The sequence below is a fragment of the Limosilactobacillus sp. C0001E2 genome (genome assembly GCF_056590915.1).
The window spans coordinates 89,559-105,544 of record NZ_JBWPXC010000004.1; the positions used below are offsets into that span (position 1 = coordinate 89,559).

The 15,986-nt window shown below is 41.2% G+C and carries 12 protein-coding genes, 2 tRNA genes and 1 pseudogene; 5 read left to right on the plus strand and 10 right to left on the minus strand.

Going from position 1 to position 15,986, the window contains the following annotated elements; genetic code table 11:
- Positions 1-26: 26 nt before the first annotated feature.
- Positions 27-2,209: pseudogene (locus tag AC1EKL_RS05610) on the minus strand (ATP-dependent Clp protease ATP-binding subunit).
- Positions 2,210-2,285: 76 nt separating this feature from the next.
- Positions 2,286-2,513: a hypothetical protein gene (locus AC1EKL_RS05615; protein WP_006917460.1), complete on the minus strand. Its 228-nt coding sequence runs from the start codon at positions 2,511-2,513 to the stop codon at positions 2,286-2,288.
- Between the two features lie 412 nt (positions 2,514-2,925).
- Here AC1EKL_RS05615 and AC1EKL_RS05620 point away from each other — a divergent pair, with 412 nt between their 5' ends.
- From AC1EKL_RS05620 to AC1EKL_RS05630, 3 genes are read left to right on the plus strand one after another with little or no spacing between them, the layout of a single operon-like run.
- Complete coding sequence (locus AC1EKL_RS05620; protein WP_480188822.1) at positions 2,926-4,107, plus strand: aminotransferase class I/II-fold pyridoxal phosphate-dependent enzyme; 1,182 nt, start codon at positions 2,926-2,928, stop codon at positions 4,105-4,107.
- 13 nt (positions 4,108-4,120) lie between these two features.
- Complete coding sequence (locus AC1EKL_RS05625) at positions 4,121-5,116, plus strand: D-2-hydroxyacid dehydrogenase (protein WP_480188823.1); 996 nt, start codon at positions 4,121-4,123, stop codon at positions 5,114-5,116.
- Between the two features lie 20 nt (positions 5,117-5,136).
- Positions 5,137-6,168: a PTS sugar transporter subunit IIC gene (locus AC1EKL_RS05630; RefSeq protein ID WP_480188824.1), complete on the plus strand. Its 1,032-nt coding sequence runs from the start codon at positions 5,137-5,139 to the stop codon at positions 6,166-6,168.
- A 72-nt stretch (positions 6,169-6,240) separates the two neighbouring features.
- On the opposite strand, the gene AC1EKL_RS05635 is transcribed toward AC1EKL_RS05630, so the two are convergent.
- The 8 genes from AC1EKL_RS05635 to yycF all read right to left on the minus strand — a co-directional run bounded on the left by AC1EKL_RS05635 (position 6,241) and on the right by yycF (position 15,479).
- Positions 6,241-7,413: an iron-containing alcohol dehydrogenase gene (locus tag AC1EKL_RS05635; RefSeq protein WP_480188825.1), complete on the minus strand. Its 1,173-nt coding sequence runs from the start codon at positions 7,411-7,413 to the stop codon at positions 6,241-6,243.
- Positions 7,414-7,564: 151 nt separating this feature from the next.
- Entirely contained in the window at positions 7,565-8,044 is a 480-nt protein-coding gene (rlmH, locus tag AC1EKL_RS05640; RefSeq protein ID WP_006917466.1) for a 23S rRNA (pseudouridine(1915)-N(3))-methyltransferase RlmH, read from the minus strand.
- Positions 8,045-8,581: 537 nt separating this feature from the next.
- On the minus strand, positions 8,582-9,841 hold the full coding sequence (locus tag AC1EKL_RS05645; RefSeq protein WP_480189977.1) for a S1C family serine protease: 1,260 nt from the start codon (positions 9,839-9,841) through the stop codon (positions 8,582-8,584).
- Between the two features lie 115 nt (positions 9,842-9,956).
- Positions 9,957-10,772: an MBL fold metallo-hydrolase gene (locus tag AC1EKL_RS05650; protein ID WP_480188925.1), complete on the minus strand. Its 816-nt coding sequence runs from the start codon at positions 10,770-10,772 to the stop codon at positions 9,957-9,959.
- An 11-nt stretch (positions 10,773-10,783) separates the two neighbouring features.
- Positions 10,784-11,590 (minus strand): two-component system regulatory protein YycI, encoded by an 807-nt coding sequence (locus tag AC1EKL_RS05655; RefSeq protein WP_480188827.1) that lies wholly within the window; start codon positions 11,588-11,590, stop codon positions 10,784-10,786.
- Between the two features lie 11 nt (positions 11,591-11,601).
- Complete coding sequence (gene yycH / locus AC1EKL_RS05660; protein WP_480188828.1) at positions 11,602-12,912, minus strand: two-component system activity regulator YycH; 1,311 nt, start codon at positions 12,910-12,912, stop codon at positions 11,602-11,604.
- On the minus strand, positions 12,896-14,758 hold the full coding sequence (gene walK, locus AC1EKL_RS05665; RefSeq protein WP_480188829.1) for a cell wall metabolism sensor histidine kinase WalK: 1,863 nt from the start codon (positions 14,756-14,758) through the stop codon (positions 12,896-12,898). The genes yycH and walK overlap by 17 nt, the downstream gene beginning before the upstream one ends.
- A gap of 13 nt (positions 14,759-14,771) precedes the next feature.
- On the minus strand, positions 14,772-15,479 hold the full coding sequence (gene yycF / locus AC1EKL_RS05670; protein WP_480188830.1) for a response regulator YycF: 708 nt from the start codon (positions 15,477-15,479) through the stop codon (positions 14,772-14,774).
- Positions 15,480-15,661: 182 nt separating this feature from the next.
- Here yycF and AC1EKL_RS05675 point away from each other — a divergent pair.
- Positions 15,662-15,734, plus strand: a tRNA-Lys gene (locus AC1EKL_RS05675).
- Between the two features lie 138 nt (positions 15,735-15,872).
- Positions 15,873-15,945: transfer RNA gene (locus tag AC1EKL_RS05680), tRNA-Lys, on the plus strand.
- Positions 15,946-15,986: the final 41 nt, after the last annotated feature.

Consider the following 15,986-nt stretch of genomic DNA (forward strand, 5'->3'; position numbering starts at 1 on the left):
ATCTTCCCACTCCTTGTCATTAACGACTAGTCTTGGTCGTCAGCCTTTTGATCATCTTTCTTTTCGTCGGCCTTGTATTGGTCACTGTCGTCATCAGCAGCATCCTTGGCATCAACGATTTCCAGCTTGCCATCCTTCATTTCAGCAACTAAGTGCTTTGCATCAAGGTGGTCAAGGTAGTAATCCGTAACCTTGTCACGAATTTGTTGTTCGATGACCCGCCGCAGTGGACGTGCACCCATGGCTTCGTCGTAACCTTCGTCAATCAGGAACTTCTTCGCCGTTGGTGTAACCTTAACGTCCATGTCCTTCTTAGCCAACGTCTTGTTTACATCCGCAATCATTAAGTCAACAATCTTTTGCAGATCGTCCTTAGTCAAACTGTGGAATTCAACAATCGCGTTAAACCGGTTCAAGAATTCTGGACGGAAGTAAGTGGTCAACTTCTTGATCAAGTCTTCTTCATCCTTTTCGTCACCGAGTTTAACTGGAGCATCGTTGGAGTAACCGGCATTGGATGTCGCAATGATTACCGTATTCTTAAAGTCAACTGTGTTCCCTTGGCCATCTGTTAACCGACCATCATCTAAGACTTGGAGAAGCAAAGTAATAACTTGTGGATTTGCCTTTTCAATTTCATCCAATAGAATGATGGAGTATGGGTGACGACGAACCTTTTCAGTCAAGGTGTTGGAGTTATCATCGTAACCTACGTAACCAGCGGTCGTCCCAATCAACTTAGAAACCGCGGTCCGATCAGAGTATTCTGACATATCCAACCGGATAATATCATTCTTAGAGCCAAACATATCAAGGGCTAGTTGCTTAGCAAGTTCAGTCTTACCAACCCCAGTTGGACCAACGAAGAGGAAGCTCCCAATTGGCCGATTGCCTTCGTCAAAGCCAGCCCGGTTCCGCCGAATGGCCCGTGCTACTGCTTCAACAGCTTCGTCTTGGCCAATGACTTTGCCTTCAAGCCGCTTGTCCATTTCCTTCAAGCGTTGAACGTCACTTGCCCCGATCTTAGAAACCGGAATACCTGTCATTTGTTCAACTGCCGCTGCAACATCTTCCGGTGTAGCAGTGACTTATTCTTGCTTGGAGTGATCCTTGATTTGCTTCTTCAAATCAGCGATCTTGTCTTTAGCTTCTTGAGCAGCCTTGTAGTCTTCCTTCTTAGCAGCGTCCTTTTGCTTCTTTTCTTCTTTTTCAATTTCCTTTTCGATTTCCTTGACGTCCTTTACCGGGTGCTTAGCAGCCAGGTGAGCAGCCGTCATATCAATCAGGTCAATTGCCTTGTCAGGAAGTGACCGTTGTGGAATGTATTGAACAGAATAGTCAACCGCTGCTTGAAGAACGTCATCTGGCAACTTAACGTTGTGGTGACGTTCATACAAGTCCCGAATTCCCTTCAGGATGGCGAGTGTGTCCGCCTTGCTTGGTGCGTTGACAGTTACTGGGTTAAACCGCCGCGCCAAAGCAGCATCCTTCATAATAGTGTTCCGGTATTCATCTTGGGTCGTTGCCCCGATTACCGTGATTTCACCAAGTGACAATGCTGGCTTAATAATATCAGCCATTCCTTTAGAACCACTGTCAGAACCAGTCGAACCAGCACCGATGATTTGGTGAATTTCATCAAAGAAGAGGATAACATTGCCAGCCTTCTTAACTTCGTCAATCAGCTTTTGCATATTCTCTTCAAAGCTGCCCCGGTATTGCGTACCGGCTTCTAGTCCGGAAATATCAATACTGATAATTTCCTTGTCCTTAATTGGTGCTGGGATATCGCCAGCAACAATTGCTTGGGCTAAGCCTTCAACAACTGCAGTCTTACCAACCCCGGCATCACCAACAAGTACAGGGTTATTCTTCGTCCGCCGACTTAAAATCTCGTCAGTTTCTTGAATTTCTTTATTCCGCCCAATTACTGGGTCCAATTCGCCTTGGCGTGCTTCTTCCGTCAAATCCGGCCAAGCTTGTGGAGCATACTGTCCTTGCCTTCATTTGGCTGTGGTCCTGGTTGTTGTGGAGCTCCACCAGGCAATTGGCCAGTTTGGCGATATTGAGCAAATTCTTCAGGAGTAACTTCACGGCCGTTAATCAAGTAACGACGGTTATCTGAATTAAAGCCGTTCATCCCTCCCATTAATTGGTTAAAAATGTCATTCATGTCGTTGTCAAATGGGTCTCTTGGGTTTTGTGCCATAATACTTTCCTCCCTATTTGTTTAATTGCTTTTTTAAATTACATCCGAATCAACTTCATCATACAGCTAACCCGAATTAGTCGTCCAATAAATAGTGTTCTTCTAAATCGCGTAAAACTTGCCACATCTGCCGATGTTGCGCACGCGCAATTGCATCCAGATCTCGTAAGTTCAATGACGTGGCTTTTGACTGCTGTTTGTTAAACGACTTATGTAAGGTTGTGTAGCCGTATCCGGAAGTCTTTGCAACCTGATAAATCGTCAGGTGATTTTCATTAAGATAGCTCTTAATATCAATCCGCATTACTGCTCACTTCCTTCACACTTTATGTTTTTATTATACCATATTTGTGATATACCACAAGTGTAATATGACAAAAAAGTGGAATAAATTTATATTTTTTTATGATACTTTCCTGTGAATTTTAAATTTTATGTTGACATTCATTAGATTTCAATTAGAATGTACTTAATCAAATTAAATGAGGTAACACAAATGACTGCATTAAATTATTCTCAATTGAATAATGCGTTTAGCTACTGGTTCTGGAACTCCATCTCCTAGAGTCAGTAACCTTTTGTGATGGCTTCTAGGATTCATACATCCGGAAGCCGACCAACCTTAATTTGGCATACTACCATTTAAGAAACGAGCGCTCCCGGGTGTTGCAGAAATTGCAATTCCCGGGTTTTTTATTTAAAGGAGGAACTTTTCAATGCCAAAAATGAAAGCTAGTCTTAGTCAACAATTCAATCCCAACCTCTCTAGAGTTCAACCAACGCCCATCCGAGTGTTTGATAATCAAGCCAGTCAAATTCCCGGGATCGTGAAATTAACCCTTGGTGAACCGGACTTCAATGTTCCAGAAGTTGCTAAACAGGCTGCAATTAAGAGTATCAAAGATAATGACTCGCACTATTCAGCAGGTTCAGGAACCCCGGCTTTACGTGAAGCAATTGCAAACTATCTAAAGAAACATTATGATCTCGATTATGATGCCACAACTGAAATTGCAGTCACGATTGGCGCAACCGAAGCTATCTACGCCGCACTTTTTGCCATTATCAAACCTGGTGATCAAGTCTTAATTCCAACACCAACCTTCCCACTGTACGAAGCTGTCGTTAACCTTCTTGGTGGTGAAGCAATTAATCTTGACACCAGCAATAACAACTTCGTACTATCACCGGAAGCATTACAAACCACCTTAGACCAGCACGAAAATGTTAAAGCAATTGTTTTAAACTACCCATCAAACCCAACCGGAGTTACTTATTCAGCCGACCAACTAAAAGCTCTTGCAGACGTCTTAGCAGATACGAACCTGGTTGTGATTGCTGATGAAATCTACTCTGAACTAATTTATGGTGGTCAACACACCTCCATTGCAAAATTTCTTCCTGGACAAACCATCGTCCTCAATGGTGCCTCTAAGTCTGGAGCCATGACTGGTTACCGGATTGGTTTCATGGCAGCCCCAGCAGAATTGATGAAACGATTAGGGATGGTTCACTCAATCATGATTACCTCCCCTTCTGATCCAGCAATGGCCGCTGCCGTTCCAATCTTCGATAGCGAAGCAGGGCATCAAGCAACCCTTGATATGAAAGCAGCCTACGAAAAACGGCGCGACTTCTTAGTAGCCGCATTGCAGGATCTTGGCTTCGGTGTTGCAACTCCAAATGGTGCCTTCTACGTTTTCGCTAAATTACCGACCAAATATGGTACTGACGATGAAGCCTTTGCTACTAAATTAGCTCAAGAAGGTAAAGTTGCCGTTATTCCTGGATCATATTTCGGTGATGGCGGTGAAGGTTACTTAAGAATGAGCTACGCTACCAGCATGGACAACCTGAAATTAGCTGTCGACCGGATCAAAACTATGTTAAATAACTAGGAGGAATTCAATTATGACAAAAATTTTAATGACTAGTGTCCGCCCTGATGAACAAAAAGCGATCAACGAGTTTGCGGAACAACACCAGATCGATGTTGTAACTACCCCTAAGCCATTTATCGACGATGAAGCAATCGCGATGACTAAGGGAATGGATGGGTTAGTCATCCAACAACACGCCAAAGTTCCTGACAATGCCTATGCTGCTTTAAAAGCTAACGGCCTTAAACAAATTAGTACCCGAACGGCCGGTGTTGATACCATCAACGTTCCATTAGCACATGAAAACGGTCTAAAGGTAACTAACGTCCCAGCATATTCACCACGTAGTGTTGCAGAGCATGCTTTAATGCAAAGCTTCCGTCTTTTGCGTAAATCATACGCATTTGACCACCGGGTTGCTCAAAATGATTACCGGTGGGCTGGCCTGCAAGCCACTGAGATTCATTCCGCAACCATTGGGATCATTGGAGTTGGTCGAATTGGTGGCACCCTAGCTAAATTACTGAAGGCATTAGATGCACGAGTGCTCGGCTATGATGTCAAGCCACGAAAAGAAATGGATGGGATTGTCGAATACGTTTCAAAAGAGGAACTTCTGCAGCAATCTGACGTTGTCTCATTGCACGTCGACTTAAACGATACTTCCAAGGGTCTGCTAACGCTTGATGATTTCAAGTTAATGAAACCCACTGCCGGACTAGTCAACGCTAGCCGTGGACCTGTTGTCGTCACCAAGGACCTCGTCACCGCGCTTAAAGATCACGAGATTGCTGCAGCCGCTCTCGATACGGTCGAAGGCGAAGAACACATTTTTAATCAAGATCATCGTGAGGACGGTTTAGATGCTGTCCCATTAGTCAAAGAACTCCACGCGATGGACAATGTTATTCTGACCCCACACATTGCCTTTTTCACCAACATTGCAGTACAAAATATGGTTGAAATTGCCTTAACGGATGTCTTAACCATCCTTGATGGTCAATCATCACCTCACGAATTCAATTAAGATAAGGAGAAATTACAATTATGAAAGCCAAGCTCAAAGAATTAACGATGGCCACGCTTAACGGAAATGCCATCGCCATCGTCATTGCGCTAATTCCGAGTGCATTGCTCTCTCAATTACTACAATTTTGTCCAGTGAACTCGGTTACCACCGGGATTACCCATATGATTAATCTCGCGCAAGCCGCCTTTCCCTTCATTGCCGCCTTTGCGGTAGGAATGATCTTAAAATTCACCACTTTACAAGTCGGTTCGATGGCACTGGCAACCTTCGTGGCTGCCGGTAACGCGGTTCCCCACAAGACCGCTTTTATCATTAGCGGTTCTGGAATTATTTTGAATATTATGTTAACAACCTTTATTGCCTCCATTGTGGTAATCCTTTTAGATCAATTTCTTGGTCAGTTCAAAATGATTTTAGAGTCACTATTAGTGTTACTGATTGCTGGTGGAATTAGTCTGCTGACCATGCCCATAATGGTTGCAATTCAAAACGCAATTGGGCAGGTGGTCCAAGCCGCCACTAATATGTCACCACTATTAATGGGGATTGTCCTCGGAATGTTATTTGGGGTTCTGATTGTCTCCCCGATTTCCTCCGTTGCCATCGCAATGGCAATCTCGCTTTCCGGTATTGGCTCTGGGGCCGCAAATGCTGGAATCGTTGCCTGTTCCTTTACTTTGGCATGGATGGGAGCAACTGTGAACCCGATTGGTGGAACCCTGGCGCACTTCTTAGGTTCACCCAAGATTCAAATGGCCAACATGCTCGAAAAACCAAAACTATTCATCCCGGTAATTATTGCTTCAGGTATTTCTGGTTTATTCGCAGCAATTTTCCAAATGAACGGTACGCCATTCTCCGCTGGATTTGGTTTTTCAGGATTAATCGGTCCACTGACCGCCTACCAGCATTCTACCGGTTCATTCCTCCTGCTACGGGTAATCCTGGTGTTTGTAATCGTTCCGGTAATCTGTGCTTGGCTCATGAATTTCATCTTTGTTAAACGCACTACTTTTGTTCAGCCAACTGATCTTAAACTGAATCTATAATGTTTCATGTGAAACACAAAAAGGTGATCGAAAAATCGATCACCTTTTTGTGTGTTATCAAGTATTTTAATTTTAGTAAATGCCGTCGTAAGCCTTTTGGAATAGCTTAACAACTTCTTCAACAGTTCCCTTCCGTGGGTTGGAGAATGCATTACCATCCTTTAATGCATTCTTGGCCATTAATTCAAAGTCTTCTGGCTTAGCGCCAATAGCCTTAATTGAATCAGGAATACCAATTGACTTAGCTAATTCACGCATCCCATCAATTGACTTGTGGGCAGCTTCCATAGTCGTCATACCAGTTGTGTCATAACCCATAATTTGGGCTAATTTAGCAAACCGGTCTGGACAAGCAATGATGTTCCATTCTTCAACTACTGGCAGCATCAAAGCACAGCAGACACCATGAGGGGCATCATATTGGCCACCCAATTGGTGCGCCATTGCATGAACATATCCCAAGTTAGCGTTATTGAAGGCCATTCCGGCAAGCATTTCCCCTTCGACCATCTTGGTCCGAGCTTCAACATTGTGACCATTCGCAACCGCTTCAGGTAAGTATTGTTGAATAATTTGAATGGCCTTTTCACATTGGCTATCAGTAATATCATTGTGGTCAACTGAAACGAATGGTTCAACCGCTTGAACGTAGGCATCCAAACCAGTTGCGGCAGTTGTGGCTTGTGGAATGTCCAGCATGAGCATTGGGTCATTAAATGAAACCAATGGAATGTTCCGCCATGAAACAACTACAAACTTTAGGTGAGTATCTTCATTGGTAATTACTGCGTGCCGGGTCAATTCAGAACCGGTACCAGCAGTCGTGTTTACCGCCATCAATGGTGGCAATGGCTTATCTAGCGTTTCAATTCCGGCTAGTTTAGTAATATCGTCACCATTGGTGAGAATAATTCCAATTCCCTTACCACAGTCATGAGCAGAACCACCACCAACGGTGATAATGCTGTCACAACCTTCATCCAGATAGATTTGCTTCCCCTTCTTGATATCACGAATCTTTGGATTTTCTTCTGCACCATCGAAGATGCCGTATTCAACGCCCGCCTTCTTCAATGAGTTAACAGTTTGATCAACTGGTCCATTTTCAATTTTACCGATGTGACCACCAGTAACTACGAGGACCTTATGCATACCAAGCATCTTAGCCCGATCACCAATCTTGGCGATTACTCCAGGGCCAAAGAAGTTTACGCTTGGCATTAAGAAATCAAATTGTCGTTCCATGATATTGCCTCCAATAAGTTAATTACAGTATTGATTGTAATACCAAGTTTGTGAAAATCAACACAATTTACAAGAAACTAAACATTTTTATTAATCTGTTTCATTAAAACCATGGATTATCGATTCATGAAGGATTGTAAAATCAATCACATTATTTATGATATGGTAAGCCGTTAATAATCGTAAATGCCCGATAGATTTGTTCCGTGAGCACCAGCCGCATCAATTTATGGGGAAGTGTAAACCGACCAAATGAGATCTCCGTATTTGCCCGTTTCAAAACGGCTGGACTTAAACCTAGTGACCCACCAATCACAAAAGTAAGGTCACTATGCCCATAGGTGGTTAACTGATTAATCTCCTTAGCAAATTCTTCTGAAGAACGTTCCTTTCCCTTAATCGCCAACGCGAATACGTATTCCCGATCTTTAATCTTACTGAGGATCCGCTCCCCCTCCTTCGCCATGACCTCAACCATTTCATTTTGGCTAAGTGATTCAGGAGCCGGTTCATCGGCAACCTCAACAATCTTAAATTTACAAAACCGCCCAAGGCGTTTTTGATATTCAGCAATTCCATCTTTAAAATACTTTTCTTTGACTTTTCCCACACCAATAATTTTAATATTCAAATTCTTCATTCCTTACTTTTTTCTTGCTATTTTACCATCATGTTAATAACTAGAACTTTTCAACAATTTTTCCACAAGTTATCCACAGAAGATCGTGGATAACTCGGGAAGTTCGTTCTTCTATCTTTGGTCTACCCCGAATTAATAACTTAAGTTATCCACATTAGCAACAAAAACAATCGTTCGCTCACCTTAATCTTAGTGCCTGATATAGCAACGTTTATGACGATTTTGATTAAATTTAATCCACTTATCAACAAGTGTGGATAAAATCTGTGGATAACTTTTTACACAAGAAAAATCGTTGAAATAACAACTATCAACAGCCTGTGGATAATTATGTGGATAACTTTTCCACGGTTTGTTATTAATCACCAATCTTTAGACGAATCATTCGTTTTTCATTCATATTCTATGATTCCAGTAAACTTTTATGTCAAATATTCTATCATTAACGAACTATCTCTCTTTGCTTAACCGTCAAGGTTCTGTCCTTGACAGGATAAAAAAACTGGTGCTTACTAAGCACCAGTTTTTCTAGAATCCAGCATCATCATTATCTTGACTTTGCTGATCTTGATCGCTTTCCTGTTGGGAAGAATCCGATTCTGAACTACTACTATTAGCTGAACTATCGTTTTCAGTTAACTTAACAGTAACTGTGTGGGCCTTCCCATTTCGATAATATGTGATTTTGGCTGATTGACCGACCTTATACTTATACAATGCGGTTCGTAATGAACTAACATCCGTTACTGACTTATTCCCAATCTTCGTAATGACATCATATTTTTTAATACCAGCGTTTTTAGCGGCACCACTATCCGTGATGGTCATCACGACCGCCCCTTTAGTAACGCTAGAAGGTAATTTTAAGACTGAAGATTGTTGATCTTGCGAAACGCTACTTAGGTCAATCAATCCTACGCCTAGTGAAGGACGAGTGATTTTACCGTTTTTAACTAGTTGATTGATAATCCGTACAACTTCGTTACTTGGAATGGAGAAGCCCATCCCTTCAACGTTGCTTCCGTTAGTATCAGAAGCTAACTTCATGGAATTAATCCCGATCACTTGGCCAGCCATATTGATAAGGGGACCACCAGAATTACCTGAATTAATAGCTGCATCAGTTTGAATAACACTAGTTGCTGCAGCACCAGACTTCGCTCGAATTGTCCGATTCTTTGCATAAATAATCCCTTTGGTAACCGTATTTGCATATTCACTGCCCATTGGGGAACCAATTGCTAGCACGTCTTGTCCTGCTGCAATGTCATTAGAATTGCCAAAGGAAGCAACAGTTTTCACATTCGCTGCACTAATCCGTAAAACTGCTAAGTCAGTGGTGGAATCTGTCCCAACAATCTTAGCAGAAACTTCTTTACCATTACTCATGATCACTTTGAGCGCATTTGAGCCGGATACCACATGGTTGTTAGTCACAATATAGGCTGAGCCACCACTCTTTTTGTAGATGACCCCAGAACCTTCACTAACCGTTTGCAGTTTCCCAGAGCTGCTCTGACCACTACTTTGTCCAAACAAACTATAAATACTACTTGAGCTTTGCCGATTTTGTAAATTAATTACCGACACTACTGAATCTTTAACTGACTTATATGCCTTCGTCGATTCATTATTTAAGTTCGCCTTATTTTTTGCAACCGATGTCCCACCAGCTTTATTCGACCCAGCGGGAGTCCGCATGGCAATTCGCTCACGAATACCACTAACCACATTACCGATTCCTAATGATAATCCCCCACCTATCAAACCAGCAATTAAACCAACCACAGCAACTTTTATCCAAAATTTATTATTTTTTTTGTTGCATGATACGTCCTCCTATTCAGTTTTCATTATAGAAACCAAATATGAATTATTTTTGAAATTTTTATAATATTTTTCATTATAACGTCATTAGTTTACTTGCGTGATCTTGTTCGGCATCGTCGAGCTGAAAATCATGATCAACCCCAAAATCGCGTTGCTCTAACAACGTGGCAACTGTTAAGTGTGCTAATGATCGAGTGTTATTTTCGTAACTGCGATGGCCAATAATAACTTCTTTCGTATGACGGCCAATCACGCTCGTGAGTGCTTCTGCACCATCCTCATTCGAGAGGTGACCTTCATCACCCAAAATTCGTTGTTTGAGCGGCCATGAGTACTTAGTCCCGTTTATTAGCATCTCCGTATCATGGTTGCATTCCATTAAATAAGCATCCGCATCACGGATTGTCCCAGCTACTCGTTCGGAAATATGCCCCGTATCAGTTAAAATGCAAAATGCTTTATTATCGTGATGGACCTGATAAAACTGTGGTTCTGCTGCATCATGGGAAACTGCAAAACTTTCAACCTGGAGATCACCAAAGTCCTTAATCGTCCCTGGTGCAATCAGATGCTTTTGGTCCAAAGGAATTTTACCAATTTTATTATCCATTGCTTGCCAAGTACCGCGATTAGCATAAATATCCAGTCCATATCGACGCGCTAACACTCCCACACCATGACTATGGTCACTATGCTCGTGCGTAACGAAAATGGCCTCAACATCCTTCAACGAGCGGTTAATCGCTGCCATCCGTGCTTCAATTTGTTTACCACTTAATCCTGCATCAATTAAGATTCGGTGGTGGGCAGTTTCAACATATGTAGAATTACCCTTACTACCACTGGCTAAAATACTGTAGTGTAAATTATCCGCTGTTGCCACAACTATCCCTTTCTCTACTAATTATCACCATTCATTTTAAAAAGCGTTCCACTAAAGGCATTCACCCGTAAGTTTTGGGTATTATCACCGGTTTTGCTTTTCACATTCACATTCCAAATTGGAACATATACGAGCTGATTACCATTCTTTTTAATCTTATCATAACCAAACAGAACATAACGGATTCGCGAATTATTAGCAATCTGGTTATGCCGATAAAGCCAAGTTACCGCCTGTTGCTGTGAAACCGTTAGGGAACGCGGTCGCAAAGTCGTAAAATGACTTAGATAATTCTGCGTATATCCCGTGACTTCATTACTATCATTGATATGTAACCGCAGTTGTCCTGCATTATCTAAGATCGGCTGACCATGAACGGTTTGAGTATAGACAACCTGCCGTTTATTTGATAACTGCGCACAATAGGTATATTCCTGACCATGAAGAATTCGTTTGGAATGCACGATCTTATCCAGTTGTTGCTGTTGGTTAACTTGATTATGAATTTTAATCGGTTTTTGAAATGTACTAGTGATTGTCCCGTTGTTCAAATGAGAACTCTGATTTTTTAGTGCCGTCACCCGTGAATTACTAGTCCACTGATTATTGTCTTGAGCCGCAATGTAATAACCATCTTGCCGATGATTGGAGAGCGACCCAAAACTAATCATGTCATTTTTCATTTCTTTCATCGTAACCTGTGACTGACTTTGTTGCCGACCACTATTATGAAATTGCGTCCCCATTAATAACGAAACACAGAGTCCAATATCAAGAAGGACAAAGGCAATGATAAAAATCCACTGGATTCGTTTAAAATTCATTCCGGTCCCCCCTAATTATTGATTAAACTCTTATAATTTTCCCAACTATTCCGATAGCGAATGTAATAAGTCGGTGTTAACGTTACCGTTTTAGCATTTTGATCTGTCTTCCACTGGTAACCAATCCGGATTCCCGTAACTTCCTTTAACTTATTAACTGATCGTAAGCCATTAAAGACCACCGCTGACGATGGTAGAACGGTTTTTTTATTGCTTACTGGTACCGGCACCTGAAGACTGTAGGTAGAAAAATGATAGCGCTCTGCACCATCATGATTATTCTGGATCTGAACAGTTCCATAACCATCATCATTAAAAATGGGGAACCCTTCTACGAAGCTGCGGTAAGTGATTGATTCGCTTTTTCCATTGTAGGAGTCATAGCGGAGTGAATCTAATGGAATACTCGTACTAGCTAACTGGTTATAGATATGACCAAAGATTTGTTGGTAGTTAAAGGTATCGGACCGTCCGACATAATTTTCATAGTCAAGCGCGCCCTTTGCTGGATCATATACCAACCGTTTACTAGTCCCTGACTGATAAACAATATGGTTATTTTCTTGTTGTGACGTGACCGTCGACTGCTTCGATGAGTTATTCATTAACGTTTGGCTAACGCTATCTGGATTAATCTTACTAATTTGATAACCAAAGTTCGGTAATTTTACCCCATGTGGATAGGTAACCATCGGATGACCACCATAAATCTTATGGTCAACGCTAATTGATGAGCCACCCTTTAAAGATTCTTTAATCGCCTTAGTATTAGCGTTATCAACCTTCACCCGAAAAACCCGATAATTATTATTACTCAACAAATAAATCCGGTTAATCCGATTACTTTTATTCAACGGAATCACAATATGATCAATTCGACTAAGGTTATTATAATTGAGATTTTGATTGAAACTATCGTTAAAGATTGTCATCGGCACACTAGATGGGTACGACAACATTACCGAATTATTTAAACGCAGATAATTCAGATAATTATTTTGCCGACCAGACTCAATCCTCGTTAACCGGTGCATTCGCCAACGTTCAATGCTTTGACGAGCAGTTAACACAGGATTTTTAGCTTGACCATAAAGGAGTTTTTGTCCTTGATCATCATTCGTTTTGATGACCTGCGTTGGCAAATAAATGTCTCGCATCGACTGAGTTGTGACTTGTCGTCCTGTACTTGTTCCAGAATCACCAAAAAAGCGATGATCCGACCGGTATGGGTTTACCCACACAATTCCAGAGAGAATGAGACTAATAACCACCACAATGGTTAAAACAATGGCTAACCAGTTATCTTTAATCTTCGCTAGCATCCCATTCATCTCCTTCATCGTATGGTACATATGGTAGGGAAATGTAGAAAGTTGATCCTTTACCTTCGATACTATCAACCCAGATTTGACCGCCTAAGAGGTTTACCACTTCTTTTGAAATCGCTAATCCTAACCCGGTTCCACCTTGTTTCCGGGAACGCGCCTTATCAACTCGGAAGAACCGATCGAAAATATGGCCGATATCCTTCCGTGGAATCCCCAGCCCTTGATCGGCAATACTCATAATGACGTGATTCTTAGTCTCCATCAGACGAGCAGTGATTACACCACCATCAGGTGAGTATTTGACAGCATTATTCATAATATTATCAATCACTTGGGTGAACTTATCAGTATCAATTTCAACCCAGAGATCCTTCTGAGTAATCTTGCGCTGAATCGTATACTTCTTTTGCTGTGGATCCGTTTCTTTTTTCAAAATCATATCAAAACGGTCCAGAATATAATTAAAAAGTTCGTTGATATTAACGTATTCAAGATTTAATTTTACTGTCCCGGAATCCATTCTAGATAGACTCAGTAAATCATTAATCATTCTGATCATTCGGTCGGTTTCATCTTGAACTACCTTTAAAAATTGGGGAGCAATCTCTGCATCCTTCCAAGCACCATCACTCAATGCCTCAACGTAACTTTTAACACTCGTTAATGGTGTCCGTAATTCATGCGAAACGTTTGAAACAAATTGTTTACGTTCCTGATCTTCCTTCTGTTGACTAGTAACATCATGCAAAACACAAACGAACCCACTGACAAACCCGGATTCACGCTGCACAACTGAAAAGTAAGCCGAAAGAATCATGCCACTTGTATCACTATTATCAATTAGAATTTGTTGAACGTCATCATCAACCAGTTCTCGCATTGTGTAATCTTTTCTGATTCCCAAAATATCTAATAACGATTTACCAATTACGTTATCATCCTCATTGACATCCAACAGTTGTTGAGCAGTCTCATTAATAATCGTAATATTTCCTCGACGATCAGTTGCCAGAACACCATCTGACATGTGAGAAAGTACGCTATTCAAGCGCCGTTGTTCCGCTTCGGAAACTTCCTGACTTTCTTCCACCCGAACAGACAAGTTATTAATTGCACCAGCCAGTTGTCCCAATTCATCATTACCCATTACCGCAACTCGACCAGAATAGTCACCACGGGCAATTCGGAGTGTTTGCTTACGCATTTCCTCAATTGGCCGGGTTATTTCCCGGGAAATAATAATCGTAATTCCCAAACCAATAATAATTGTTACTAATGCAGCAAATACATAGATTAAGGAAATATTATTGATCGTTGAGTAAACGCCCTCTAGGCTAGCCCGCATATAAACGGCTCCAACAACGTTATTGGCATTGTTATTGCTTAATAGCGGGACAACATTTACATAATAGCGATTATGGTTATCATTATCATAAACATTTTTATTATGCGAACGGTTAGTAGCTAAAACATTTTTAACCGTACTATCCGTTGTTCGCTGACCAACCATATTGCGGTTACTAGGATTACTGCTCCCACGAATAATTCCCTTATTATCAATAACCCGAATTTCAGAAATGTTGTTATTATTTACTTCTGTCAGGATTTCACGAATTTGGCGATTAGCCTTTTTCGTATTTTTTCGCCCAAGTTGTGTTGCTAATGAGTTATCAATATATGATGGTAGTTCAATTTGCTGGCGAAAATTAGAAAGGTTCTGCCGTTCCAATTGACGCACAAAAACCGCCCCAACAATTTCCAACGTCAACATTAACATTAACGCAAATACTAGGGCGATTTTAAAATGAATAGATTGATAAAATTTTAGTTTGCTATTCACAACTTATTTACTCCTACTCTTGATTAGGATTTGCTAAGTAATAGCCAACCCCACGCCGAGTTACTAGCCATTGTGGGTGACTTGGATTATCTTCAATTTTTTCACGTAGACGACGGACCGTCACATCAACTGTCCGGACATCACCGAAATAGTCATATCCCCAAACCGTTTGTAAGAGTTGTTCACGCTTGATTACTTGGCCAATGTGTTGGGCCAAATAATGCAACAATTCAAATTCACGATGAGTTAAGTTAATATTATCTCCGCGTTTAGTGACAGTGTATGCATCGGGATGGATGGTTAAATCACCAATTTTAATATCATTATTTTCCGTTTCTGCATTAGGTGTGTTTGCAGCATCCTGACGCCGTAGATTAGCCTTCACCCGTGCTACTAATTCACGATTGGAAAATGGTTTAGTAACGTAGTCATCTGCCCCTAATTCAAGCCCTAAAACTTTATCAAGTTCTGAATCCTTGGCAGTAACCATAATAATTGGTGTATTATGCTTAGCCCGCACCCGTTTGGCTACTTCGAGGCCATCAATTTTCGGCAACATCAGGTCAAGAATAATCAAATCAGGCTGGTCACTTTCAACCTTTTCCAGGCCTTCTTCACCATCAAAAGAGGTTACGACTTCGTAGCCCTCTTTCTCTAAGTTGAATTTGATGATGTCTGAAATTGGTTTTTCATCATCAACTACCAAAACTTTATTGGCCATGTGAATTCCTCCAATTGATAATGGAACTAATTAAGTCACCGCTAGCAGTGCCTTTAATTCCTAATTTATCCGTTTTAATTACTTTCATATTATACCACTTCTCGGTTAATTTAAAAAAATATCAAAAAAGCCTTGTCAAAGTTTCCAATAACTGATATTATACTTATTGTTCTGATATTTATGGGCAGTTAGCTCAGCTGGCAGAGCAACGGACTCTTAATCCGTGGGTCCAGGGTTCGATCCCCTGACTGCCCATCAGAGGTTTACAGAGATTGAAGCTTTTTCTTCAATCTCTTTTTTTATTGTCATAACCTATTTGGCTGGTCATTCTAAATTTTCTCTTGCAAAATCAAACAAGAATTGATATTATTATTTGTGTTGTCAATATGACATGGGCAGTTAGCTCAGCTGGCAGAGCAACGGACTCTTAATCCGTGGGTCCAGGGTTCGATCCCCTGACTGCCCATAATAATAAAGGACGATCACTAAAGAAGTGATCGTCCTTTT